The organism is Brachyspira pilosicoli P43/6/78 (genome assembly GCF_000325665.1).
Taxonomy (GTDB): domain Bacteria; phylum Spirochaetota; class Brachyspiria; order Brachyspirales; family Brachyspiraceae; genus Brachyspira; species Brachyspira pilosicoli.
Genome location: NC_019908.1, coordinates 665,388 through 691,049 on the forward strand (window position 1 = coordinate 665,388; position 25,662 = coordinate 691,049).

21 protein-coding genes, 2 tRNA genes and 2 pseudogenes are annotated in these 25,662 nt (G+C 27.7%); 11 read left to right on the top strand and 14 right to left on the bottom strand.

The window, feature by feature from the left end:
• The first annotated feature begins 16 nt into the window (after nt 1-16).
• The 3 genes from BPP43_RS02945 (at nt 17) to BPP43_RS02955 (ending at nt 3,923) form a co-directional block, all read left to right on the top strand.
• Complete coding sequence (locus BPP43_RS02945) at nt 17-1,864, top strand: ankyrin repeat domain-containing protein (RefSeq protein WP_015274118.1); 1,848 nt, start codon at nt 17-19, stop codon at nt 1,862-1,864.
• Nucleotides 1,865-1,934: 70 nt separating this feature from the next.
• Nucleotides 1,935-2,897, top strand: a complete 963-nt coding sequence (locus BPP43_RS02950; protein WP_015274119.1) for an ABC transporter ATP-binding protein — start codon at nt 1,935-1,937, stop codon at nt 2,895-2,897.
• Nucleotides 2,898-2,921: 24 nt separating this feature from the next.
• Nucleotides 2,922-3,923 carry an ABC transporter ATP-binding protein gene (locus BPP43_RS02955; protein ID WP_015274120.1) on the top strand — a complete coding sequence of 334 codons (1,002 nt, stop codon included), beginning with the start codon at nt 2,922-2,924 and terminating at the stop codon, nt 3,921-3,923.
• 4 nt (nt 3,924-3,927) lie between these two features.
• Here the strand turns inward: BPP43_RS02955 and BPP43_RS02960 are convergent, their stop codons facing one another.
• The 3 genes from BPP43_RS02960 to trpB all read right to left on the bottom strand — a co-directional run bounded on the left by BPP43_RS02960 (nt 3,928) and on the right by trpB (nt 6,939).
• Complete coding sequence (locus BPP43_RS02960; protein ID WP_015274121.1) at nt 3,928-4,662, bottom strand: hypothetical protein; 735 nt, start codon at nt 4,660-4,662, stop codon at nt 3,928-3,930.
• A 2-nt stretch (nt 4,663-4,664) separates the two neighbouring features.
• Complete coding sequence (locus tag BPP43_RS02965) at nt 4,665-5,507, bottom strand: hypothetical protein (RefSeq protein WP_015274122.1); 843 nt, start codon at nt 5,505-5,507, stop codon at nt 4,665-4,667.
• A 175-nt stretch (nt 5,508-5,682) separates the two neighbouring features.
• On the bottom strand, nt 5,683-6,939 hold the full coding sequence (gene trpB, locus BPP43_RS02970; protein WP_013245246.1) for a tryptophan synthase subunit beta: 1,257 nt from the start codon (nt 6,937-6,939) through the stop codon (nt 5,683-5,685).
• 152 nt (nt 6,940-7,091) lie between these two features.
• On the opposite strand from trpB, the gene BPP43_RS02975 reads away from it, so the two are divergent.
• A complete protein-coding gene (locus tag BPP43_RS02975) occupies nt 7,092-8,453 on the top strand; it encodes an MATE family efflux transporter (protein WP_015274123.1) in 1,362 nt (453 codons plus the stop codon).
• Between the two features lie 218 nt (nt 8,454-8,671).
• Here the strand turns inward: BPP43_RS02975 and BPP43_RS02980 are convergent, their stop codons facing one another.
• The 6 genes from BPP43_RS02980 to BPP43_RS03005 all read right to left on the bottom strand — a co-directional run bounded on the left by BPP43_RS02980 (nt 8,672) and on the right by BPP43_RS03005 (nt 15,237).
• On the bottom strand, nt 8,672-9,652 hold the full coding sequence (locus tag BPP43_RS02980) for an ABC transporter permease (protein ID WP_014935921.1): 981 nt from the start codon (nt 9,650-9,652) through the stop codon (nt 8,672-8,674).
• 34 nt (nt 9,653-9,686) lie between these two features.
• Entirely contained in the window at nt 9,687-11,186 is a 1,500-nt protein-coding gene (locus BPP43_RS02985; protein WP_013245243.1) for a sugar ABC transporter ATP-binding protein, read from the bottom strand.
• A gap of 80 nt (nt 11,187-11,266) precedes the next feature.
• Nucleotides 11,267-12,253, bottom strand: a complete 987-nt coding sequence (locus tag BPP43_RS02990) for a sugar ABC transporter substrate-binding protein (protein ID WP_015274124.1) — start codon at nt 12,251-12,253, stop codon at nt 11,267-11,269.
• 49 nt (nt 12,254-12,302) lie between these two features.
• Nucleotides 12,303-13,070, bottom strand: coding sequence for an SDR family oxidoreductase (locus BPP43_RS02995; protein WP_014935919.1), 768 nt, complete (start codon nt 13,068-13,070; stop codon nt 12,303-12,305).
• 20 nt (nt 13,071-13,090) lie between these two features.
• On the bottom strand, nt 13,091-14,122 hold the full coding sequence (locus tag BPP43_RS03000; RefSeq protein WP_232472812.1) for an NAD(P)-dependent alcohol dehydrogenase: 1,032 nt from the start codon (nt 14,120-14,122) through the stop codon (nt 13,091-13,093).
• Between the two features lie 143 nt (nt 14,123-14,265).
• Nucleotides 14,266-15,237 (bottom strand): ROK family protein, encoded by a 972-nt coding sequence (locus tag BPP43_RS03005; RefSeq protein ID WP_015274125.1) that lies wholly within the window; start codon nt 15,235-15,237, stop codon nt 14,266-14,268.
• A 294-nt stretch (nt 15,238-15,531) separates the two neighbouring features.
• Between BPP43_RS03005 and BPP43_RS03010 the strand changes: the two are divergent.
• Nucleotides 15,532-17,095, top strand: a pseudogene (locus BPP43_RS03010) (FGGY family carbohydrate kinase).
• 32 nt (nt 17,096-17,127) lie between these two features.
• Here BPP43_RS03010 and BPP43_RS03015 read toward each other — a convergent pair.
• The 3 genes from BPP43_RS03015 to BPP43_RS03025 form a co-directional block, all read right to left on the bottom strand.
• Nucleotides 17,128-17,460, bottom strand: a complete 333-nt coding sequence (locus BPP43_RS03015) for an ankyrin repeat domain-containing protein (protein ID WP_015274128.1) — start codon at nt 17,458-17,460, stop codon at nt 17,128-17,130.
• Nucleotides 17,461-17,528: 68 nt separating this feature from the next.
• Nucleotides 17,529-17,602, bottom strand: a tRNA-Ala gene (locus tag BPP43_RS03020).
• Between the two features lie 25 nt (nt 17,603-17,627).
• Nucleotides 17,628-17,701 (bottom strand) — tRNA-Ile (locus tag BPP43_RS03025).
• Nucleotides 17,702-17,815: 114 nt separating this feature from the next.
• On the opposite strand from BPP43_RS03025, the gene BPP43_RS11940 reads away from it, so the two are divergent.
• The 3 genes and pseudogenes from BPP43_RS11940 (at nt 17,816) to BPP43_RS03035 (ending at nt 20,165) form a co-directional block, all read left to right on the top strand.
• Entirely contained in the window at nt 17,816-18,370 is a 555-nt protein-coding gene (locus BPP43_RS11940) for an aminotransferase class I/II-fold pyridoxal phosphate-dependent enzyme (RefSeq protein WP_252832380.1), read from the top strand.
• The gene (locus BPP43_RS11945) at nt 18,370-19,014 is read left to right on the top strand and encodes an aminotransferase class I/II-fold pyridoxal phosphate-dependent enzyme (protein ID WP_252832381.1); all 645 of its coding nucleotides are present in this window, start codon (nt 18,370-18,372) and stop codon (nt 19,012-19,014) included. Before BPP43_RS11940 ends, BPP43_RS11945 begins: the two co-directional genes overlap by 1 nt.
• A gap of 24 nt (nt 19,015-19,038) precedes the next feature.
• Nucleotides 19,039-20,165, top strand: a pseudogene (locus BPP43_RS03035) (aminopeptidase).
• A gap of 92 nt (nt 20,166-20,257) precedes the next feature.
• On the opposite strand, the gene BPP43_RS03040 reads toward BPP43_RS03035, so the two are convergent.
• Entirely contained in the window at nt 20,258-20,827 is a 570-nt protein-coding gene (locus BPP43_RS03040; RefSeq protein WP_014933148.1) for an adenylate kinase, read from the bottom strand.
• 77 nt (nt 20,828-20,904) lie between these two features.
• Complete coding sequence (locus BPP43_RS03045) at nt 20,905-22,500, bottom strand: hypothetical protein (RefSeq protein ID WP_015274129.1); 1,596 nt, start codon at nt 22,498-22,500, stop codon at nt 20,905-20,907.
• Between the two features lie 189 nt (nt 22,501-22,689).
• Here BPP43_RS03045 and BPP43_RS11950 point away from each other — a divergent pair, with 189 nt between their 5' ends.
• From BPP43_RS11950 to BPP43_RS03055, 3 genes are all read left to right on the top strand, one after another.
• Nucleotides 22,690-23,313, top strand: a complete 624-nt coding sequence (locus BPP43_RS11950) for a hypothetical protein (protein WP_252832382.1) — start codon at nt 22,690-22,692, stop codon at nt 23,311-23,313.
• An 85-nt stretch (nt 23,314-23,398) separates the two neighbouring features.
• Nucleotides 23,399-25,246: a YfhO family protein gene (locus tag BPP43_RS03050; RefSeq protein ID WP_252832383.1), complete on the top strand. Its 1,848-nt coding sequence runs from the start codon at nt 23,399-23,401 to the stop codon at nt 25,244-25,246.
• Nucleotides 25,239-25,661: a hypothetical protein gene (locus tag BPP43_RS03055; RefSeq protein WP_015274130.1), complete on the top strand. Its 423-nt coding sequence runs from the start codon at nt 25,239-25,241 to the stop codon at nt 25,659-25,661. Before BPP43_RS03050 ends, BPP43_RS03055 begins: the two co-directional genes overlap by 8 nt.
• Nucleotide 25,662: the final 1 nt, after the last annotated feature.

A 25,662-nucleotide genomic window follows, 5' to 3' on the forward strand; every position in this document is an offset into this window, starting at 1 on the left:
TTTGATAGGAACAATTATGGATAATAATAATAATAATAATAATAATAATAATCAATATGATGAAAATAAAAAATACTTATTTAAAGTAATAATTATAGCATTAGCAATTATTTTTATACTATTAATTGGAGCAGGAATACTTGTTGGTACATTCTTATTTATAACTCAAAGGTCTAATTTAAATAAAATGACTCAAAATTATGAAATATATGATGAAGCTATATATAATAAAAAATATGGCGATAGAGTTGTAAAAGAGTTTGTAAACAATTATGGTGCTGATGTTAATGAGACTGATATGGAAAATAAAACTCCTTTATATCATGCCGTTGAAGCAAACAATATAAAGGCTGTAAAATTCTTAATAGAAAATAAAGCAGATACAGAAATATCAAGCGATGAAGGAATTACTCCTCTCATATTAGCAATAAAGAATAATAATAAAAAAATAGCAGAACTTTTAATTAAAGAAGGAAACGCTAATGTATATGGCTCTTATACTGGAGATGATATAAAAAATTATCCTATGTATTATGCCATATCACAAACAAATAAGAATATGATAAAATTGTTACTAGATAATTCATTTGATTTAAAAAGAGAGCCTACTATTTTAAGTTATGCTATTGAAAACAGTGATAGAAGTATAGTTAAATATTTAGTAGATAATGGTGCAGATATTAATTATAAAAATGCAGATGGAAGCACTGTATTATATAATTCTGTAGTTTCATTAAATTATGATTTATTTAAATACTTTTTGGATAAAGGTTCAAAATTAGAAAATACTGCTTTTAATAATAAGTACGGCAATATTATAATGGCTGCTGCTGGTTCTAAGTTTAATAATAGTTCAAGCAAACAGCCTGTAGATTTAGTTCTTCTTCAAAATGGTTCTCAAAATAGTGCTAAGATAATGAATGATATTATAACTAACTTTGATAAAAATGATATTAACAGTTATATAGATGGAATGAATGCTTTAATAATAGCTTCAGGCAATTCATATATTGACACTGTTAGAATACTTTTAGAAAATGGTGCTGATGTTAATTCTTATGACAATGACGGTTGGACTTCTCTTATGTATGCTGCAAATAATGGAGATATAGAATTAGCTAAGCTTTTAATTTCTAATAATGCAAATGTTAATATTCAAAGTTATGATTATAGTACTGCTTTGATGTGTGCTATAAAAAGCCCTATTGTAAAAACAAGAATGCCTATGATAGAGTTATTAATAGCAAACAAAGCTGATATTAATATAACAGATGCTAATGGACTTGGTGCTTTAAATATTGCTATAATGAACAATGATATGGAATTAACAAAGTTCTTCATTACTAATAAAGCTGATTTAAATAAAACAACTATGGAAGATGGAAGCTCTTTAATAGAGTATGCTATTAACACTGATAATATAGACTTACTCCAGCTTTTAGTTGAAAATGGTGCTGATATTAACAGAGCAAATGATGTATCAAGCTTAACACCATTAATGAGAGCTTCTAGAACAGGGCTAGAAAATATAGTGAGAATATTACTCTCAAGAAATGTTGAATTAAATACTACTGATAAATATGGCAGTACTGCTTTACATATGGCCGCTGAAAACTCTCAATTAAATATTGTAAAACTTTTGCTTAATAAAAAACCAGAGCTTAATATACAAAATCAATATGGAGATACTCCTTTGCATAATGCTGTTAGAGCCGGAAATATTGATATAGTAAGCGAACTTGTAATAGCTGGTGCTGATATTAATATAAAAAATAACAATGGCAAACTTCCTATAGATATAGCAAGAGATAATAATAGTTTAGCTATATATGAAGTATTAAAACAAGCTGAAGATAATCAATAAGAAAAATATATAGATTGTAAATTTTTTATAATATATTATAATTAACATAATATTTAAGGTAATAATATATATGTCAATTATATTAAAAGTAGAAAATCTCAAGATGTATTATCACACATCTAAAGGCAATATAAAAGCTATTAATGATATTAGTTTCGATATAGAAGAAGGAGAAACTTTAGGCATTGTTGGTGAATCAGGCTGCGGAAAAACCTCTCTTGCCACATCACTTCTAAGAATGCCCTCCCCTCCTGGTAAATATGAAGGCGGAAAAATTATATTAGACAATGAAGATATAATACCGCTTAAAGAAGAATATATAAGAAAAAATATAAGATGGTCAAAAATATCTATGGTTTTTCAAGGAGCTATGAACTCTCTCACTCCTGTATATACTATAGGCTATCAAATGCTTGAAACATTAAACAGGCATGTTGATATGAATAAAAACGATGCTTATAAACTCATAAAAGAATATTTAGGATATGTTGGGCTTCATCATAGTGTAATGGATAGATATCCTCATGAACTTTCCGGAGGAATGAAGCAAAGAGTTGTAATAGCAGCTGCATTATTTTTAAAACCTAAATTAATAATATTAGATGAACCTACTACTGCATTAGATGTTATTGTGCAGGCTCAAATAATAAATCTATTAAAAAAACTAAAAAAAGATTTTAATTTATCATTTATATTTATTACTCATGATTTAGCTTTGGAAGCAGAAATATCAGACAGAGTTTGCGTGATGTATGGAGGAAAAATAGTAGAGCTTGCAAAAAGTGAAGATATTTACAATACACCCAAACACCCATATACAAAAAGATTATTGGCCGCTACTCCAAGACTAAAAAAAACAGTTGATAAATTAGAGTTTATAGAAGGCACTCCTCCTAATTTACTTAATACAGCAAGAGGCTGCATGTTTTATGATAGATGTAAAGAGAGAATTGATAAATGCAAAGATGAAGAGCCTTTATTGAAAGATATAGGAAATAAACATCTATGTGCATGCCACTTAGCAGATAACTAAATAATTAATAAATGGGTTGTGATAATGGATAATGATATAATATTAAAACTAGAAAATGTAAAAAAATATTTTAAGCCTCATAGCAATATAATAGAAAGTTTAATAAAAAAAACAAAAGAAATTAAAGCAGTTGATGATGTGAGTTTAGAAATTAAAAGAGGAGAAATACTTGCTATTATAGGAGAATCTGGAAGCGGAAAAACAACTATAGGCAAATTGATAATGAAATTAATAGAACCTACTTCTGGAAATATTATATTTGAAAATGAAAACATTAATAATTTTGATAAAGAACAAATAAAAAAATATAGACAAAATGTGCAGATGATATTTCAGGACCCTTATGCCTCAATGAACCCTAGATTTAAAATAAAAGATGTATTAAAAGAGGCACTTTATATTCATAATATAGAAGGCGATGAAAAACATTATGATGAAATGGTAATAAAAGCACTTGAAGATGTAAAAATAAATCCTCCTGAAGAGTTTATGGATAGATATCCTCATATGCTTTCTGGAGGTCAGCGTCAAAGAATAGCAACTGCTCGTGCTTTAATACTTAATCCAAAACTAATTGTTGCTGATGAGCCTGTATCTATGATAGATTTATCTACAAGAGCAGAAATACTTTATATGATGAAAGAAGTACAAATAGAAAAACAATTAAGCTATATTTATATTACTCATGATTTGTCAACTGCTAAATATTTTGCAGATAGAATAGCGGTAATGTATTTGGGAAATATTGTAGAGATAGGAGAAGCTAATGAAATAATAGAAAATCCTAAACACCCATATACTAAAGCATTAATCTCTGCAGTACCAGATGCTTCTACAGGAAGAGCAAATATTATTAAAGAGCTTCCAATTAAAGGAGAGATTCCTAATGCATCAAATATACCAACAGGCTGCAGATTTCACACAAGATGTATATATGCAAAACCTGAATGCCAAAATACAGAAGCTGTGTTAAAAGATATAAACAATAATCATAAATCAGCTTGCCTATTTTACGAAAGTATATAAAAAATTATACTCCATTCCAAGAAGCAGCATTATTCTGATAAGCCCACTGGTAAGAATCATTAGCCCCTATTAACACTTTTACTAAAGCTGTACCATCATAAAATATATAAAGTCCATTAACTAAATACGGAGCATCACTATCAAAAGCATTCATATTAGTAACAACAACTACACTATTAAAATTAGTTTGATACCCAAAATATTGCACTTTCCATGCACCAGCAACATTAATCATATTGCCATTCCTTGTAGCAACAGTTCCAGCTCCTGTGACATCTATATTATTAGCTGTAATAGTTGCACTGCCCTCTGGTCTTGGTATCACTGGTACTACTGTATTAATCTTTGTCTCAATATACTTCTCTTCTATAAGTTCATTTGTACCGTATGCTGTTACTGTTATAAAATATTTAGTATTGTTTACAAAAGTATAATTTGGAATCTCTATTATAAAATTAGTTCTAGCATGATTTGTACCTTTTATAGTTGGAAGTATTTGTGCTGAATCTTTGATAGCATCATCTGGCTGAATCATATTTTCTGAAGTTTTAGCATATAAATTAAATCCTGCAAAATCAGATGCTAATATTCCAGACCAAAACTCTATACTTACTTTATTATCACCAGGTATAGCTTTTATTTCATAAGGCATATTATATTCATCTATTACCGTAACAAGCTCTTCAGCACAGGAACTAAAAAATATAGTAAAAAGAATAAGTAAAAATATTTTTTTCATTTTCAATAACTTAATATATCAGCACTAATCTGATAGCAATAATCTGCTACTATACTGCTAGTACCGTTAACACTCCTTACAAATATTTTTCCGTAATAATTGTTATTGCCTCTATTAATCTTTATTAAATATAACCTATCAGCAATAACTTCCAAACTCTCTGTAGTATATCCTTCAGTTGGCGGAACTACAATATCATAAAGCGAAGTACCAGCCACACGCTGCAAAGACCATGTTTCATTTTCTCTTTGAGGACTAGAAAAATAAAGCTTATTATCTGCTGTATTTAATGTCAAATTAGCTAAATAACCTTCTGAAAGAACTATAGTGCTACCAACATTTACAGTTTGATTCAATACTTCTGGTCTTGGCGTTGCCATTTTTACATAATTATCATAATAATAATAACTTTCATTTTGAGGTGTTATTTGATAAGAACTTACCCATACATATATAGGTATGCCGTTTCTTATCTCTGTCTCTGGAAGAAGTGAAATTTCTGTAACATTACTTCCTGTATAATAAATATTTTTTTCTATTGTAAAAGTAAATGTTTGCAAAGTTGTGCTTCTTGTAGTTACTATTGTAGGAATTGTTTTCTGCTGACTATAGATTCTATATATTCTAGGATTAACACTATCACCAAAATATATATTATATCCGCTAAAAGCTGGTTCATTATTTTGTGCCTGAAATTCTACTACAATTTTTTGGTCCATTGGTGTAATTTTAGTAATAAATGGCTGATTCATCTCTTGTGTAATACTAGTTATATCTGGAAGTCCGCATGAAATAAGAGTAACTAGAAATACAATAGATATAAGAATTCTACAAAAATAATTCATCGTTTAATTATATAATTAATAGCAAAAATATCAATATAAAAGTAAAAAGAGAAATATTTATATAAAATATAATATTGATTACTAAAAGTATATAATAATAATTTAATTAACTAAAAAATTATTATACCTTTTACATAATCAATATATGATAAAAACAGATAAAGGCTTGAATATTTTATTTAAAATTATGTATATCAATATTATTTTCTAATCTATTTAATTCATCTTGTAAAAACTCTTTCCATCTCTTAGCTCTAAATATTGGAGAAGTTATAAAAATATCTTTATCTCCCCTTCCAGACATATTAACTATTATAACATCATCTTTAGAGCATTTTTTAGCATATTCAATAGCCTTAGCACCAGCATGAGCACTCTCTAAAGCAAATATAACTCCCTCATGTTTAGCAAATTCTTTAACAGCATTAATAGCTTCCATATCTGTAGCACTTAAAAATTTAATTCTTCCAATATCTCCTAAATATGCTAATTGAGGTCCAATTCCAGGATAATCAAGTCCTGCTGATATAGACATAGTATCAGATATCTCTCCATTTTCTTTTAATATAAACTTACTCTTATACCCCTGAGCTACATGGTCTTTAGCATATTGATTATTCATTCTTACAGCATTCTCTCCAATATTTGAACCTATTCCACCAGCTTCAATAGCTACCAATTCTATATCAGTTTTTTCTATAAAAGGCTCAAAAAAACCTATTGCATTAGAACCGCCTCCAACACATGCAAACATAGATTTTACTTTTAAGTTTTTTTCTGCTATTTGTTTTTCTAATTCTCTTCCTATTATAGATTGGAAAGTTCTAACTATATCAGGATAAGGACTAGGTCCAACAGCACTTCCAAGTAAATAATGAGTATCATCTAAATCTTTTATCCATTCTTCTAAAGCCGCATCAACTGCATCTTTTAATCCTCTAGAACCTCTTTTTACAGATACAACATTAGCCCCATATAATTCCATAGATGCCACATTAGGCTGCTGCCTGCGTACATCTATATCCCCCATATATATAGAACATTCTAATCCCAACTTAGCACAAGCAGCCGCTGTAGCAATACCATGCTGACCTGCTCCTGTTTCTGCTATTATTTTTTTCTTTCCCATTCTCTTTGCCAATAATGCCTGCCCTATAGAATTATTAATTTTATGTGCACCAGTATGGGCAAAACCTTCTAATTTTACATATATTTTAGCACCGCCTATACTCTCAGATATATTTTTAGCATACATTAATGGTGTAGGTCTTCCCAAAAAATCACTTCTAAGCTCTTCTAGCTCATTTAAAAAATCTTTATCTTTTATATAAAATTTAAAAGCTTCTTCCAATTCTATTAATTTCTTTTCAAGTTTCTCATCTACAAATCTTCCTCCAAACTCACCAAAAAAACCGTTTTCACTTGTTATCATTTTTAGCCCCTTTATTAATTACTATATATAGTATTTTAACACTTATACCATTTTTGTCAATAGCATAAAAGAAATTTATATAAAAATTAATTATTTAAATAATTAAAAAAATATAATATAATAAAAAATATTTAATTTTCATCGGACTTTATATGTATGACAAAGTAGATTCTAACCCATTATATTATGAAAAAATATATAAACTTCTTTTTAAATTCGGTACACCAAGCATAATATCAATGCTAGTTGGTGCATTATATAACATAGTAGACCAAATATTTATAGGACAAGGAGTAGGCATAAATGGAAATGCAGCCACAAATGTCGCCTTTCCTCTAACAACAATATGTGTTTCTATATCATTATTTTTAGGTCTTGGAGGAGCTTCTTCATATAGCCTCTTGCTTGGAAGAGGAGAAAGAGAAAAAGCAACAACTATTATAGGAAATACAATATCTTTGGCATTTATTTTCAGCATAGTATTAACTATAATAGTAAAAGTATTTGTAAAAAAAATAATGTATATGTTCGGCTCTACTGAAGAAGTATTAAGCTATGCTATAAAATATAGTTCAATAACTTCTACTGGTTTTTTGCCGTTTATATTTTCAAGTATGATGAGCCATATAATAAGGGCAGATGGAAGTCCTAGATATTCAATGATGTCAGTATTGAGCGGAGCTATTGCCAATACTATATTAGACCCTATATTTATATTTTATTTCAAAATGGGTATAGCTGGAGCTGCTTTAGCTACTATAATTGGACAATTTATATCTTTTGGTTTAACTTTTAAATATATATTTAAAATGAAAAATATTACGCTTAATAAAGAAAGCTTTTTATTAAAAATTAATAATGTTATTAAGATTTTTACTTTAGGGTTATCTGGAGGATTCAATCAATTAGCCATGATGGCTGTTCAAATAACAATGAATAATGTATTAAGCTATTATGGAAATCAATCTATATATGGAGGCAATATCCCGCTTGCTGTATCTGGAATTATAATAAAGATTAATATGATTATTATGGCTTTTATAATAGGCACAGGTCAAGGTTCTCAACCTATAATTGGATTTAATTATGGTGCAAGAAATTATAAAAGAGTAATAGACACATATAAACTAAGTGTTTTTATAACTACAATGATGGCTATAATAGCATCTATACTTTTTCAATTATTCCCAAGACAGATAGTATCTATGTTTGGAGATGGAAGCGAATTATATTTTTCATTTGCTGAAGAATATATGAGAATATACATGTTATTTATGGTTGTTAATGGGGTTCAGCCTGTTACAGGTTCATTTTTCACATCTATAGGAAAAGCATTTAAAGGAGCATTTATTGCTATGACTAGACAGATAATTTTCTTACTCCCTCTTATAATAATACTGCCTAAAATATTCGGCATAGATGGTGTAATGTATGCTGGTCCAATAGCAGATGCAATGGCTTTAATAGTTACTATTTTATTTATAAGAAGAGAGATTAAAAATATAAAAAATTAGAAGAAAGTAAAGAATAACTGTATATTATAATAATATATCTAAGTTCTAAACAACATATTATAAATATTATATTTATTAATACTATATTCAAATAAAATAGAATAATAATTTTATTCATAAAAATATAATTATTAATAAAATAATATTTTATAAAATAATAAAATCTATAAAAAGCAAATTCAAATAATATATTTGAACTTGCTTTAGAAGAATATTAATTAATTTTTAGCAGCTTTTATTTTATTTTTTAAAGTTTTATTTTTAGAATATAAATCATATATAACAGCAATAGCAATAATTGCTCCTCTTATTATTTGTTGTATATATGAATCTACACCAATAAGAGTCATAATATTATCTAGAAATCCAACTATAAAAGCACCAGCAATTGTTCCTTGAGCAGTTCCTAAACCACCTGAAAAACTTGTACCGCCTATAACTGCTGCAGTTAAAGCTTTTAATTCATAGCTAACAGCACCATTTGGAAGACCAACATTATTTCTAGACATAAATAATACACCAGCAAATCCAACAAATATACCATTAATAATAAATACTTCTATTTTAGATTTATTAACATTTATTCCTGAAGCTATAGCGGCCTCTTCATTTCCTCCTATAGCATATAACTCTCTTCCAAGTTTTTTATGAGTTAATATATACCAAGTAAGAATAACAAATAAAATTAAGAACAATACAGATATAGGTATTCCTCCAGGTAAAGTTCCCTGTCCTAATACAGTATATTTTCCTATTTGATATATATTTTGACCATTTGTATATTTTAAAGCAGCACCTCTAGCCATAGTAAGCATTGCTAGTGTAGCAATAAACGGAGGTACTTTAAATTTAGTAATCATTATACCATTAATTAAATTACATATAACACCTACTATTATAGCTACCAATATTGCTAGAATCATATTATTAGTTGCTTTATATGAAGCTACAGATAATACACCAGCTAATGCTAATACACTTCCACAAGATAAATCTATCATACCAGATATAATAAGCATAGTAGCACCGCAAGCTAAAATAGTAGTTACTGCTAATTGACTCGAAATATTACTAAAATTAGCAAATGTTAAAAAGTTACTATTCAAAAATGAAGAGACTATTATCATTATTATAAGTATAAAATATATACTATATTTACTCATCATATCACTATAAAGTTTTCTTATATCTAGTTTCATTTTTATATCTCCTAATATTTGTATTTATATAAAGTTACATTGTTAAAGTTCCAGTTGCTAATTTCATTATAGTTTCTTGTGAAAATTCATCTCTATTTAACATACCAGCAATACTTCCTTTACACATAACATATATTCTATCACACATTCCAATAAGCTCAGGAAGTTCAGAAGAAACAACAATTAATGTTTTTCCTTCTTTTGCTAAGTCTGTCATTAATTTATAAATCTCAAATTTAGCACCCACATCTATACCTCTTGTCGGTTCATCCATAATTAATATATCTGGAGATTCTAATATCCATCTAGCTAATAAAACTTTTTGTTGATTTCCTCCAGAAAGAGTATCAATACTAACATCGTAAGAAGCTGTTTTTACATTCATTTTTTCGCAGTATTTTGTTATTTCTTTATGTTCTTTACTTTTATGCCAGAATTGATTATAAAAGAATTTACTTAAACTTGCCAAAGAAACATTTTCTTTAACACTTCTACAAGGTATTATGCCAAATCTTCTTCTATCTTCAGAAAGCATAGCAATCCTATTTTTTATACCATCAGATACACTATTAATAGTTACTGCTTTACCATTTATTTTTATTTCTCCTGAAGTATATCTATCTATACCAAATATAGTTCTTACCAATTCTGTTCTTTTTCCACCCATAAGCCCAGCAAAACCTACTATTTCACCTTTTCTTGCATAAAAACTACATTTATTAAAAACATTTTCAGAATATAAATTATTTACTTCTAAAACAGTTTCTCCTATAGGTAAAGTTTCTTTAGGATAATTATTTGCCAATTTTCTTCCAACCATTAATGATATAACCTTATCTATATCAAAATTTTCTGCTTTATCAGTAAGTATAGTTTGCCCATCTCTTAAAATTGTAATATCATCAGCTATTTTAAAAATTTCATCCATCTTATGAGAAATATATATTATAGAAGCCCCTCTTGATTTTAACTCCTCAATTTTTGCAAATAACTTATCTACTTCTTTATTTGTAATAGCAGAAGTAGGTTCATCCATAATAAATATTTTAGCATTATTAGCTATAGATTTTATAATTTCTAACATTTGTACATCAGAAACAGTTAATTCTTTTAATTTAGTAGTTGGAGAATAATTTAAACCTTCTTGTTCTAAAAGATTTTTAATATCTTTTCTTATTTTTTTCCAATTAACTGTACCTAAAGAAGTCATTGGCCAATCACCTAAAACTAAACTCTCCTCTACAGTCATTTCAGGAACATAATTTAATTCTTGGAAAATCATAGATATGCCTAATTTTTTTGCTTGTATAGGATTTTTTATTTGTACAACTTTACCATCTATTTCTATACTTCCTATATCTGCTTTATATATACCATTGATAATTTTCATTAGGGTAGATTTTCCAGCACCATTTTCCCCGCATAAAACGTGAACTGTACCTTTTCTAACAGCAAAATTAATATCTTTAAGTGCTTGTACCCCTGGAAAAGATTTATATATATGAGAAACTTTTAATCTATATTCTTCTTGCATACTTTATAACCTTAAAATATTTTTATATTTTAGGAGGTATTAATATTTTCATAACACCTCCTATATATTATTATAAACTATTAACTTATAGCTCCAGTTTTTTTATACATCTCTATATACTGATCAACATTTTCTTTTGTTACTAAAGGGTTATCAATATCTGTATCTATTTGAGTAGCTTCTTTATTAACTAATTTATTTACAGTATCTAATATTTTTGCAGATAAATCATAAGCACTTTGCATACAAGTAGAAGTCATTTTTCCTTCTTTAATTAAAAGACAAGCTTCAGCTGTTCCATCTACACCATATACTAATAAATTATCAAATTTAGGATTTCCTTTTACAGCTTCTAAAGCACCAGCAGCCATATTATCATTCATAGAAATAACAGCATCTATTTTATCATTAGCTTGTACCCAAGTTTCCATAAAACTTAAAGCTTCATCTTTATTCCAATTTGCAATTTGTTCACCTACAATTTTTACATCTGGACGTTTATCAAAAAATTCTATTTGCCAACTTCTTCTTCTTTCATCAGCATGGAAGTTGCCTGGAGGGCCGTTTAATACTACAACATTAGCACCTTGCGGAATTTGATCTAAAGCGGCTATAGCATTTACTGCTGCTTGTTTATATGGGTCAGCATCTACTGAAGAAGCACCTGCTATACCAGCAATTCTAGCATTTGTAGTTAAACAAATTATTCCAGCAGCAACAACTTTTTCAGCATAAGGTCTTTGAGCTTCTCCATTATTTGGCTGTATAATGATAACATCATATTTGTTTATTATAGCATTTTCTATTAAGCTATTTTCAACGTCATCATTAGCTTGTCCATCAAATATGTCTACAACAATATTAGGATATTTTGCAGCTTCTTCTTTGATAGAGTTAGCTAACCAAGCAGCAAAAGAATCTGCCTGAGCCCTTGCTATATACGCTACTCTTATCTTTCCGTCTGTATTTTCAGAAGCAGAAGATTCCTGAGCAGACTTATTACAGCCAGATATTGAAAATAACATCATAGCTGCAACAACAAAAAATAATGATAATTTTTTGCCCATTTTTTTCTCCTTTAAATTAATTTATTAAATTATAATATTTAATAGCAAATTAAAAACAACAGTATCCGCCATCTACTATAATATCACTTCCTGTAGTATATCCTGAAGTACTAGAAGCTAAATATAAAATAGCTGGTATTAATTCTTCAGGTTTTCCCATTCTATGCATAGGAATTAAAGGCATCCAACTATCTTTTAATTCCTTAGGAGTATCTACAGACATTGGGGTTGCCATATAACCTGGACTGATACTATTTACCCTAATACCATGTTCAACCCACTCCATTGCTAATGACTTTGTCATATGTATAACCGCAGCTTTTGAAGCATTATAAGAACATTGCCATTGAGGTATATTTACTATAGTACCAGACATAGATGCCATATTAATAATACTTCCTTTAATGTTTCTTTCCAACATTATTCTGCCTACAGCTCTTGCAGTAATAAATTGACCAGTTAAATTTGTATCTATCACCTCTCTAAATTCTTCTATAGAAACATCTAGAGTAGATTTATGTATACATATCCCAGCATTATTAAATAATATATCTATACTTCCAGATTTATCTAAAATTTTATTTAATGCTGTATCAACATCTCTTTCATTTGTAACATCACATTTTATATGATAACATTTTCCGGCATTAGAATTAATTAAATCAATTGTTTCATCAGCATTAGAACGTGAAAGTATAACTATTTCAGCACCTGCCTTAGCCATTCCTAAAGCAACTACTTGACCTATTCCTCTACCTCCACCTGTTACAATAGCAACTTTTCCTTTTAGAGAAAATAATTCATCTAAATAACTCATAATACTACCCCATTAAATAATTACATTTTTATTACTGTTTTTACTATATTAGCTTTATCATTAACACTATCATCTAATCCCTTCTGTAAATCATTAAAGTTATAAGTATTAGTAACTATATTTTTAATATTAATAGCTCCGCTTTCTATAGCATCTATACATAATGGGAACATATGTCTGTATCTAAATACTGTTTTGAATGTTAATTCTTTATCTAAAGACATACCAACATTCATGTTTATCATTCCTGTCTTACTATATCCAACTAAAACTATAGTAGAGCCTTTTTTTGCAAATTGTATAGCCTGATTTGTTGTTGCCTCAACACCAGCAGTTTCTATAGTAAGATCGCTTCCCTTACCATCTGTTAACTCTAAAACTCTTTTTACTACATCTTCTTTAGAGGCATCTATAACTCCAGTTGCTCCTAATTCTAAAGCCTTATCCAAACGTTTTTTTATAACATCTATAACATATACTTTTGATATTCCACAAGCTTTTAAAGCTAACATAGAACATAGACCAATACATCCAGTACCAGTAACAAATGCAGTTTGTCCTATTGTGGCATTACCTTGTCTAGCAGCATGCATTCCAACTGCTAAAGGTTCTATCAAAGCTCCTTCAACTGTAGAAATTTTTTCTGGCAATTTGAAAGACAATGATTCTGGGTGAGCAACATACTCTTGAAATACTCCATCTACTGGAGGAGTTGCAAAAAAGATAACATCTGGACATAAATTATATCTTCCTGTCCTGCAAAATTCACATTCACCGCAAGTTTTTCCTGGTTCTAAAGCAACCCTATCACCAACTTTTAAATGTTTTACTTTTTCACCTATTTCTACTACAGTGCCGCTACATTCATGACCTAAAACAAAAGGTGTCTTCACAATAAAATTACCAATAGCACCATGTTCATAATAGTGTAAATCGGAACCGCATACTCCAATATATTCCAATTTAACTAATACTTCATCATTTTTAGGTTTTGGTATTTCTCTTTCTGTAAATTCTATCTTTTTTAGATCAGTCATTATTGCGACTTTCATTTTACCTTCCATATGTCATATACTCCATAATATATTGTTTTTTATAAACTACTTTAATAAAAATATTTTATAAAAGTAGTTTATATAATTAAGTATAGTCATAAAAAACTTAGTTGTCAATAAAAATATAAAAAAATGAGTATTTATATAGACTTTATAAATGCATATATATGCTGCAAGGCCGCTCCCAAAGCAGCTCCTTCAAAATGATGTTTACACACTTTTATATAATTAGCATTATTTTCAAATGTATTTAATTTAGAAACTTGGTTTTTGAAATCATTAAGATAATTAGAAAAATAGCCCCCAACATATCCGCCTATTACTACATCGCAATCAAAAGACATTCTTAAATTGTTTACAGCTATTGCTAAATAATATAAATAATCATTCCAAACTTTAGCAATCTTTTTATCGCCGCTATTTAATTTATCAAAAAATAAATTAAGTTTTCCATCTGTTAGATCAGAAAGCAAATTAGCTTTACAATAACAATCTAAACAACCTTTTTTACCGCAATAACACTTTTCTCCATTAGGTATTATAGTTACATGCCCAAATTCTCCAGCTCTTATATTATCTCCGATATATAGTTCTTTAGAAAATATAATAGCCCCACCAACGCTATTACTTAATGATAGGTAAATGGCATTATTTTTAATATATCTTGATTCAGCAAATCCTGCCGCATTAGCATCATTTATAAATACACAATTAAAGGGTATATATTTAGTAAAATCAGAATATGGTACTCTTTCAAATCCTAATACATAAGATGAAGCTATATCAGTTCCCGATTTATCAATGATACCTGGAATAGATACACCAGCACCTAATATCTTACTTTCATCAATATCACAAACAAATTCTTTAATAGATTTTTCGAACCATAAAAAATATTCTTCTGTATACCTAAATGAGTTTTTTAATCTTATATTTTTTATAACATTTCCAAGCAAATTAACTAAAACTAAACTTATATGATTTTTAGTAATATCTATACCTATAGCTAATTTAGCATTCTCCACAATTGAAATAGCTTTTGCTTTTCTTCCACCGCTTGATTCAAATTCACCAACTTCTTGTATTAAATTAGAATCTAATAACTCCTTCATATTTTGCAAAACAGTCGGCATACTCATATTTAAAGATATTGAAATATCATGTTTAGAAACTTTTTTATTTTCTAAAATATATTTATAAATTATATTTTTATTGATTTTCTTTACATCTATATTATTACTTTTTTTATTACATTTGTATTCTCATAAAAAATGTTATGGATAGTATATAATTAAAAAAAATAAATTTGGAAGGTTATTATTATAAATGAATACTTGATTTATGCAATAAATTTTTCTATACTCAATTATATACTCAATAATAAATAACTAATTAAGAGGTATATTATGTATACATTAGGAATAGATTTAAGCACACAAAGTTTAACATTAAGTATATTAAATTATAAAACTTTAAAAAATAGACTTAAACATATCTATAGCTTTTAACTCACTGGAAGAAATAAAAACTTCATCAATGAATAAAAATACTTTACTCATAGACTCAAAAATAGAAGGCAAAGCAGAACAAGATATTAATATTTTTTTAGCTGCATTAGATAAAGCATTATCAGAACTAAAAGAAAAATGCAATATTAAAGAGATTAAAGCTATTCAAATTTCTGCTCAGCAACATGGGCATGTTTATTTATCAGAAAATTATAAAAAGAATTTAAATAAATTAAAAAATAAAGATTATATAAACAAAAACTTAAAAGAAATATTAAAAGATTCTTATTCATATAACGCAGCACCTATTTGGAGAACTTCTTGTACACAAAAAGAAGCTAATGAACTTAGAAACTCTGTAGGCGGAAAAGAAAAAATGATTCAAATAACAGGCTCAGATTCACCGCTTAGATTTACTGGTGCAGTAATAAAATATAATTTTGATAACAACTTAGAATTAGAAAATAATACATATAAAGTATTTCTTCTCAATACATTCATAGCTTCTATTCTAACTGCTAAAGATGATATTAGTGCAGATTTTGGAAATGCATCTGGTATGAGTTTAATGGATTATACAAAAAAAGAATGGAATGATAAACTCCTCAATACTGTATCAAATAATTTAAAAGAAAAATTAGGAAATATAGATAATCCTTCAGCATTGGCAGGAAATATAGCAGAATATTTTATAGAAAAATATGGTTTTAACAGAGATTGTTTAGTAGGAATAGGAAGCGGAGATAATCCTCAAACAAAAGTATTATACAAAGGAGATATATTATCTTTAGGAACTAGTTTTGTATATATGCTTAATATTGATGAAAACACAAGAGATTTTTCTGGTGTATCTAATGCTATGTATGATGGTATAGGAAATCCATTTATGATATTCTGCCGTACTAATGGGGCTATGGTTTGGGACGAAATTATGAACTTATATCATAAAAATTATAAAGATATAACAGAATCATTATCCAAAAATATAGACAATTTACCTATAATGATATATCAAAGAGAAAATGAATCTGTACCTATAAGTAAATCTTTTGATATAAAAAGATATTATGATGATATTTCTTTTGATAATGATTATAAAGGCATTGTATTAAGCTCTTTAGGTTTAGTTGCTGGATATTCTAAAAAGTTTGCTTCAGAAAAAAAGGCAGCTGATTTATCTGTTACAGGCGGACCAACTAAAGATAAAGAAATATTAAAAATAATTGCTAATATTTGGCAGTGCCCTATAAAAATACTTCCTTCTGGAGGAGCTTCTCTTGGAGCTGCAATAAGTGCTGTACTATTATTAAAAGAAAATATTTCTTTAGATGATATTAGAAATTCATTAATAGATAACACTGTAATAGAACCTGATTATAATTTATCAAACAAATATGATAATTATTTAAAATCTATGAATGAAAAATTTAATGAAATAATTAAAACATTAATTTTTAATTAATACTAAAAAATATTAACTAAAATAAAGAAATATTACTCTAAAAGCTTAATTATATTTTTATGATTTTTTTGCTTAGCATAAAATAATGCATCATTGCCGTCATTATTTAAAACATATTTATCAGCATTAGCATTTAAAAGCAATGCCACTACTTTTGTATGCCCTTCCATAGAAGCTAATATTAATGCAGTATTTCCTGCCTCATCTTGAACATTTAGATTAATATTTTTTGCTATCAATTTCTCAACAATATCATCATCACCAAATATTGATGCATCTAAAAGAGTCTCTTCATCTTGAGTGAGTGTATATGCTAAATTAAAAGAAAAGAATATAAATATTATTAAAAAAAGATATTTTTTCATAATGAGTCCTATATAAAAAAACGACTCTTAAAAGCCTTTTTAAGAAATCGTTTTTTATTTAAAAGATGTGGAGGTTATGGGGATCGAACCCACGACCTACTGCGTGCAAGGCAGTCGCTCTCCCAAACTGAGCTAAACCCCCGTGTATGTTAAAGAACCTGAGCGTGTGGGCCTGGGAGGAATTGAACCACCGACCTTTCGATTATCAGTCGAACGCTCTAGCCATCTGAGCTACAGGCCCTTTTTTTTCTTCTTTGATATGTTGTATAATATAACATATTATAAAAAAAATAGCAAGTTTTTTTTCTAAAATATTTTAAAAAAAACTTCTAAAGATATAAAAATGGAGAGATGTATGAATTTTAAAATTTCTAAAATGATGGCAAAAAAGGACTTTCAAAAAGAGTTCTCTGACTTTATGCTAAAAGCAGTTTCAATTCCTAATGTTATCAGTTTTGCTGGAGGTATGCCAAACCCTATTTCTTTTCCTAATAAAGAATTAAAAAAAGCATACTCTTTTGTAATGGATAATCATTATAAAACAGCATTGCAATATGCAAATACTCAAGGATATATTGAACTAAGAAAAATAATAGCACAAAGATACAAGAGCAAAGAAAATATTAATGTAGAAGCAGATGATATATTAATAATTAATGGAGCACAACAGGGATTTGATATAATATCAGCTGTTACACTAAATGACAATGATAATGTTATAGTAGAAGCCCCTACTTTTTTGGCAGCAATTCAAACTTTCAATTTGTATAATGCTAAAATACATAGCGTAGAAATAAATGATAAAGGTATTAATTTAGACGAATTAAAAAACATACTAAAAAAATATAAATCAAAATTATTTTTATACAATTCCAAATTTCCAAAATCCAACAGGTTTAACTTACAATAATGAAACAAGAAAAAATAATTGCAGATATGATAAAAAAAACTAATACCATACTCATAGAAGATAATCCATATGGTGCTTTAAGATTTAAAGGAGAAAATCAGGAATCATTTTTCAATTTACTAAATGAACAAGTAATATTAATGGGTTCTTTTTCAAAAACAATTTCGCCAGGCATAAGAGTTGGCTGGATTGCTTCAAAAAATAAGGAATTCATGAAAAAAGCCATAGAATATAAACAAATACTTGATGTTCATACTAGCATGCCAGACCAAATGGCTATTGCTCAATATATAAACAATAGCGACTTTGATAAGCATATAGAAAAAATAAGAAAACTTTATCATAAACAGTGCAATGCTATGATTAATGCTATAGAAAAATATTTCCCAAAAGAAGTTAAATATACAAAGCCTGAAGGCGGAATGTTTATATGGGTAGAGCTTCCAAAAAATATTAAATCTGTGGAGTTAGCAAATGAGACTATAAAAAGAAATGTTGCAATATCTCCGGGTGACCCTTTTTATAATAAAAAAAGAAATGTAAGCACTTTTAGATTGAGTTATTCAAACTGTTCTGTAGAAAATATTGATAAGGGAATGAAGATAATAGGCGAAACTATAGATAAAATGCTTAAATCAAAATAAATTAATAATTAGGAGTAAATAAAAATGAAAGATATAAGAATAGAAAAATTAGCTTACAATCTAGTAAACTATTCATGCAGATTAAAAAAAGGAGAAAATGTTTTAATAAAGGTTTATGGTGAGGGAGAAGAAAGAAGCCTAGTAATGGCAATAATACAAGAGGTTTATAAAGTAGGTGCTAATCCTTTTGTTTGGAATCATGACCCAGAGATAATGAGAGAATTATTAAAAAAATGTAACGAAGAACAGATAAAAACTTGGGCAGAATCTGACTTAATGCTAATGAAAAAAATGGATGCATATATTGGTGTTTGGGGAGGCAACAATAATGCTGAGAACTCTTCAATTAAAGAAGAAAATTATAAAATATATGAAAAACTTTATTTAGACCCTGTACATATGCATCAAAGAGTAAAAAATACAAAATGGGTTGTATTAAACTACCCTACTTCTTCTATGGCACAGCAAGCTTCTATGAGTACAGATGAGTTTGAAGATTTTTATTTTAAGGTTTGCAATTTGGATTATTCAAAAGAATGGATAAGGCTATGGATAATTTAGTTAGTCTTATGAATAAAACTGATAAAGTAAAAATTACAGGAGAAGGTACTAATTTAGAATTCTCTATAAAAAATATACCTGCTATAAAATGTGCTGGAATAATGAATATACCTGATGGCGAAGTGTTTACTGCTCCTGTGAGAGATTCTATTAATGGAGTTTTATCATACAACACACCTTCATTATATAGCGACGGTTTTACTTACGAAAATATTAAATTAGAGTTCAAAAATGGAAAAATAGTAAATGCATCTGCAAATGATAATGAAAGAATAAATAAAATATTTGACACAGATGAAGGAGCTAGATATATAGGTGAGTTTGCTATTGGAGTTAATCCTTATATAACTAAACCTATGAAAGATACTTTGTTTGATGAAAAGATTATGGGAAGCTTCCATTTTACTCCTGGTGCTTGTTATGATGAAGCCCCTAATGGAAATAAATCTACTATACACTGGGATTTGGTTTGCATACAAACTAAAGAATATGGCGGCGGAGAGATGTATTTTGATGATGTATTAATTAGAAAAGATGGAGTCTTTGTTATAGATGAACTTAAATGCCTAAACCCTGAAAACCTAATATAATTATTTTCACATAATTAAACATACAAAAAAACAAGGGGCTAATCAAATCCCCTTGTTTTTACTCATTTAATAATAAAACATTATTTATTTTTTTATTTCTTTATACCATCAAGACCTTTTTTAATCTTTTTATAAATATCTTCTGGTGTTTCATTTTCAAGACTTTCAACATCTATTATATAAACCTTATCTTTATAATATTCTAATACAGGCTTACTTTGACTTTCAAAAACTTTTATTCTGTTTTTTATAGTCTCTTCATTATCATCAGAGCGTCCTCTATTTAAAAGTCTTTTTATTATAATATTTTCAGCAACACTAAGATTAATAATAGCATCAATTTTATAATTTAATTTTTCTAATAATTTATCTAATTCTTTAGCCTGCTCCATAGTTCTAGGATATCCGTCAAGCATAAATCCTTTTTTACAATCATCTTTTTTAAGTCTATCAAAGAGCATATCTATAACTAAACTATCAGGAACCAATTCTCCCTTATCCATATATCCTTTAGCTGTTTTGCCAAGCTCAGTACCATTTGCAATATTCTCTCTAAACATATCTCCTGTAGAAATATGAGATATAGAATATTCTTTTTCTATTAACTCAGATTGAGTACCTTTACCAGAACCAGGTGCTCCTATAAAAATAATATTAATCATAGTTTTATCTCCTAAATTGTATATTATTATAAATAGTATAATCAATAATAATATATTGTCAAATAAATTATATAAAATTACCACCGATAAGTATATGCAACATTAGCCCCGCCATAACCTCCGGAAAAAGTAAGCTCTTCTACAGCAAAGTTACTCTCATTAACCCAAAGCATATAATATATTCCCGCAGTTAAAGCAAAAACACCCGTAGCCACCAATCCGCCTATATATATATTAAAAGCAGTATTATATGTAGTTAAATCAACAGGAGGCCTATTTGGAGCATTTTGATATTTATCATAATAATTAATCATAGTATAATCAAGTATTTCATTAGCATATATATAAGTACCAACAGAAAAAATTGTACTTGCTATAGTAAGCCCTAAAAATATCTTTGTATTTCTCTCATAGTTTTTAAACACTATATCTACCCAAGTAGGTTCATGAAAAGGCTTCATCTTTGGAGTTAAATCTAAATAATTTGTGCTTTTTACTGTAAAAGTACCATAATAGTCTATATAATTAGTATTTGTTATCTTTATAGAATAAGTACCAAATCCAAAATCTTCATATATAAAATTTGCAGGCTTTCTCTTTATTCCATTAATAACTACAGAGCTATCTTCTCCGCCTGGTATATTAATTTTTACTTTGGCAGTATTAGTCATTTCAACCATACTAAAATTAAGCATTATATCTTCATTTGTTTTTTCAAAAGAAAGCATAGTATCTATTGTTTCATACAAATCTTTTTTAATTGTAAATCTATGTGCATTAGTAGTTAAAGTTGGCAAATATAAAGTATCTCCGCTCATTCCAATTAAAGCATTATCAACATAAACAAATGCCCCCTCAGGCTCTACATTTATAGCAATAGTACCAGTTTTATCTACATAACTAATTCTATTTGCTATATCTAAAGCATAAATAGGAATCTGCTCATCTATTTTTGCCTCAGATATTTCTATACTATAAGTGTCTATTTTTCTCTCTTTAACATAGGCTATAGAAGTTATTACACTGATATTTGGTCTTTTATATTCAATGCTTCCAAATATAACAATATCTGCATCTCTTTTAAAAACCTCTTTTTTTATATCATCTCCAGTATATTCATAAAAATATCCGCCAAGCTCTATATTTTGTACAAAATCATTTGTATTTTTTACTATAACATTGCTTCCATTATAATTTATAATAACTTCCTCTTCTTCATTTAATTGGAAATATTTTGTTTCTGGAGTAATAAGAGTGACATTGCTTCTTAAACCTCCCCAATTAGTATAATAGTAATATTCATAATTTGTAACAATTGCAGTATTATTAGATGAGTCTGTTGCTGTGTATGTAATATTTGTAAATTGAAAAACTTTTCTTTCATAAGCTCTTTCAAAATCTACTGGAGTTAATTTTACATTGGTTGATGATTGAAGTCTTATTGTTTTATTATATTCTAATTGATTAGCTATTGAATCTGCTATTGCCAAAGTTAAATAGTTATAGTTAGTATTATCACTTAAATTTGTATAGACAAATATTTCTATTTTTGCAGTATCTGATGCGGTATAATATGGACGCACTTCTTCTACTGTAATAGGTCTGCCGCCAAAAGAATATAGCAGATTAGATATTATTAGAGTTAATACTAAAATATAATAATTTCTATGCATAATCAATTTTATTTAATTTTATAGATTTAATTTTATACTAAAAGACTTGTTTTATCAATATGTATATAAAAATATAATAAAACTTCTTGACAATACTATATCTTTTATATATCATTGCTTATCGAATATTTTTTATCTAATTATTATTTAATTTATTAATCGTATATACAAAAAGGAAGCAGCATAATTATGAAATCAGTAAAAAGCGAAATAAAATATCCTATTATATTTATAATATTATCTATACTTTTTTTTGCAAGCAATTTAACATTTTCTTATCTTCAAATGGGAGATGTTATTCTCTGGGACATAAAAAATATTAAAGATGCTGTATTAAGCGGCAATTTATATTTTTGGAATAACGCCTATTTTACAATATCAGCACCTGCTACAGTGCCTATACACCCAAAATCTTTATTAATGACAATTCTTCCATACAAAATATATCCTCAAGTTACAATCATATTTCATATAGCTGTAATGGGTTATGGATTATTTTTATTTTTAAGAGAAAAGAAATTATCAACAAAAGCTTCTATGTTTGGGGCAATTGCTTTAATGTTTTCTAATGCAATATTTACTCTTATACTTCCTGGGCATTTAGGTAAATTCGAGACTTACTGTTATTTTCCTTTGGTTTTATATTTCTTATCAAAGGCTATGAACACTGAGAAATGGATATATTTCTTTTTTACTGGTGCTTTTTTAGGCATTGCTTTTTTGGGAGGAGCTTTAGATGTAGCAATGTATTTTGCTTTGTTTCTCTCTTGTTATTTTTTATATTTATTATACAGACAAAAAAAACAATCTTAAATTAATTGACTATATAAAAACTAACATTAAAAAAATAATATTGTTGTGTATAAAGTTTGCATTAGTTGCAGTATTTTCTTTTTTAATGTCTATACAAGTTATAATGGTTACAAAAAACACGCAAGATATGGGAGCTGCTGGAGTAGAAAACAAACAAGACTTATGGAATTGGGCTACAAGATGGTCTTATCCGCCTGAAGAAGTATTAGGATTTTTTGTACCTGGTCTTTTTGGGTATTATTCTGGAAGTGAAACTCACCCTTATTGGGGAAGAATAGCTAATATGAACGGAGAGCCAAAAACTTCAAACTTCTCTCTCACCGCTGTAAACATTGGATATATAACATTTTTATTTATAATATTCGCTTTATTTATAAGTAAGAAAAAATACAGTGAAAAATATTTTTGGATAGGTACTGCTTTATTCTTTTTGATAGCAAGCTTTGGAAGATATTTGCCTATTATATACGGAGCATTGTTTCAAATACCGATATTTAGAGATGCAAGAAACCCTAATAAATTTATAGAAATTATACCTATACCATTTGCAATACTTTCAGCATTTGCAGCAGATTATATATTCAAAGCAATAGAAGCAAAAAAAGAGGATAAACTTCTTAAATATTTAGAAGATGAATATAGAGGAGTAAGTATAGCACAAAAAATAATGTATGCTGTATTAATTTTGTCTGTTGTATTTGCTGTTATCACTATACTATTAAACGGCTTTATACAAAATGCATTCCTCACTGACTGGCAAGACAAATCTGCATTAATAGCAAAAAATATATCAATGTCTTTTATAAGACTCACTCTAATATCATCTGTAACAACTCTTTTAATGATTAATTCTATTTCTTTAAAAGAGATAACATTAAAAGATAAATATTTATTAGTAGCTCCTTTAATAATATTTATTTTACTTTCAGTTTATGATACAGGCAAAATAAGCATATTAATAATAGGCACAATAATAACTTTTTTATATATCATAATAGCAAACAAAGAAAATTTATATTATAAATATTTACCATACGCTTTTATGGCTATACTATTTTTAGACTTAATGCAAACAGCAAATATATTTATAGTAAAATCAAATATAGATAAAATGTATGAAGGAACCCCTATCACAGAGCATATATTAAAACAAGAAGGCAATGAAACTACAATGCCAATACTAATTCCTTATCTATATAGATATACAACACATACAATGCCATATTACAATATTCCATTAACAGAACCACCCGCAGCAAGCAGATTAAGCAAAGAAATAACAGATATGTTCTCAGCATTTAGAATTAATGATTATGTAGGATATGAACCTAGATTAATGGATTTGCTTGGAGTAAGATATATATTAAGCCCTACATATTTAGACAGTTCCGTAATTGCAAATGATATCACTAAAATAACAGAGTATCAGGATTCTTTCTCTGCTGCTGTATTATACGAACTTAATGGGTATAGAAATAAATATGAGTTTGTCAATAGCGTATATAATGCAAAAGATTTTAATGACGGTCTTGGAAGAATGAAGATACCTAATTTTAATTTATCAAAAGAGGCTATTATAACAGATAATGCTAAAAATATAGTTTTGAGTGTGAGCAACTCTATAAACAAAGTAGAAATGCTTGAGTATAGCAACAATAAAATAGTATTTAATGTTCAAACTCCTGATGCCGGAGTATTGGTTTTAAAAGAGAGATATAGTCCTGATTGGAGTGTAAGCATTAATGGAGAGAAAAAAGAATTGCTTAAAGCTAATTTGTTATTTAGAGGTGTATATGTTGAAGCTGGAGATAATAATATTGTATTTGAATTTACTCCTACAATGAAATATGCTTATATTACAATAGTTTCTTGGGCTTTGTTTATTGTAATTTCTATAATAGCAATATTTAGAAAGAAAAGAGTAAATGAATAAAAAAATAATTAAATATAAAATTATACTATTAATAATGGCTTCATTATTCTTATTTTGTTTTATTGTAATGAATTATATTAATATCAGCAATATAATAAAATATAAAAAAGGAGACATCATAAAAGTTCAAGCGAATATTGAAGAGTCAAATTATTATGAATATGGACTTATAAAAAGAAAATATCCATATTTAGTTTATAGCTTTATTTATGATGATAAAAAAATTACAATAAGCAATATGCTAAGCGACAATACTTTTACAAATAAAAAACTTATAACAATATACTATGATAAAATAAATAATAGAGAAGTTATGCTTCCATCTATAAAAAATTTTATATTATCTTTTATGTTTTTTGTTTTAAGCATAATTATCATAGTATATGCTATAAACTTAAAAAGAATATATACTTAAA

Bases quoted from the DNA above. Each gene is read 5' to 3' on its own strand.
- BPP43_RS11945 (WP_252832381.1), top strand. From the start codon at position 18,370: ATGAAACAAGAAAAAATAATTGCAGATATGATAAAAAAAACTAATACC.
- BPP43_RS03015 (WP_015274128.1), bottom strand. From the start codon at position 17,460: ATGAAAAAATATCTTTTTTTAATAATATTTATATTCTTTTCTTTTAAT.
- BPP43_RS02975 (WP_015274123.1), top strand. From the start codon at position 7,092: ATGTATGACAAAGTAGATTCTAACCCATTATATTATGAAAAAATATAT.
- BPP43_RS03055 (WP_015274130.1), top strand. From the start codon at position 25,239: ATGAATAAAAAAATAATTAAATATAAAATTATACTATTAATAATGGCT.
- BPP43_RS02945 (WP_015274118.1), top strand. From the start codon at position 17: ATGGATAATAATAATAATAATAATAATAATAATAATCAATATGATGAA.
- BPP43_RS02965 (WP_015274122.1), bottom strand. From the start codon at position 5,507: ATGAATTATTTTTGTAGAATTCTTATATCTATTGTATTTCTAGTTACT.
- BPP43_RS02990 (WP_015274124.1), bottom strand. From the start codon at position 12,253: ATGGGCAAAAAATTATCATTATTTTTTGTTGTTGCAGCTATGATGTTA.
- BPP43_RS03050 (WP_252832383.1), top strand. From the start codon at position 23,399: ATGTCTATACAAGTTATAATGGTTACAAAAAACACGCAAGATATGGGA.
- BPP43_RS02950 (WP_015274119.1), top strand. From the start codon at position 1,935: ATGTCAATTATATTAAAAGTAGAAAATCTCAAGATGTATTATCACACA.
- BPP43_RS02995 (WP_014935919.1), bottom strand. From the start codon at position 13,070: ATGAGTTATTTAGATGAATTATTTTCTCTAAAAGGAAAAGTTGCTATT.
- BPP43_RS02985 (WP_013245243.1), bottom strand. From the start codon at position 11,186: ATGCAAGAAGAATATAGATTAAAAGTTTCTCATATATATAAATCTTTT.
- BPP43_RS02960 (WP_015274121.1), bottom strand. From the start codon at position 4,662: ATGAAAAAAATATTTTTACTTATTCTTTTTACTATATTTTTTAGTTCC.
- BPP43_RS03000 (WP_232472812.1), bottom strand. From the start codon at position 14,122: ATGAAAGTCGCAATAATGACTGATCTAAAAAAGATAGAATTTACAGAA.
- BPP43_RS02980 (WP_014935921.1), bottom strand. From the start codon at position 9,652: ATGAAACTAGATATAAGAAAACTTTATAGTGATATGATGAGTAAATAT.
- trpB (WP_013245246.1), bottom strand. From the start codon at position 6,939: ATGATAACAAGTGAAAACGGTTTTTTTGGTGAGTTTGGAGGAAGATTT.
- BPP43_RS11950 (WP_252832382.1), top strand. From the start codon at position 22,690: ATGAAATCAGTAAAAAGCGAAATAAAATATCCTATTATATTTATAATA.
- BPP43_RS03040 (WP_014933148.1), bottom strand. From the start codon at position 20,827: ATGATTAATATTATTTTTATAGGAGCACCTGGTTCTGGTAAAGGTACT.
- BPP43_RS11940 (WP_252832380.1), top strand. From the start codon at position 17,816: ATGAATTTTAAAATTTCTAAAATGATGGCAAAAAAGGACTTTCAAAAA.
- BPP43_RS03045 (WP_015274129.1), bottom strand. From the start codon at position 22,500: ATGCATAGAAATTATTATATTTTAGTATTAACTCTAATAATATCTAAT.
- BPP43_RS02955 (WP_015274120.1), top strand. From the start codon at position 2,922: ATGGATAATGATATAATATTAAAACTAGAAAATGTAAAAAAATATTTT.
- BPP43_RS03005 (WP_015274125.1), bottom strand. From the start codon at position 15,237: ATGAAGGAGTTATTAGATTCTAATTTAATACAAGAAGTTGGTGAATTT.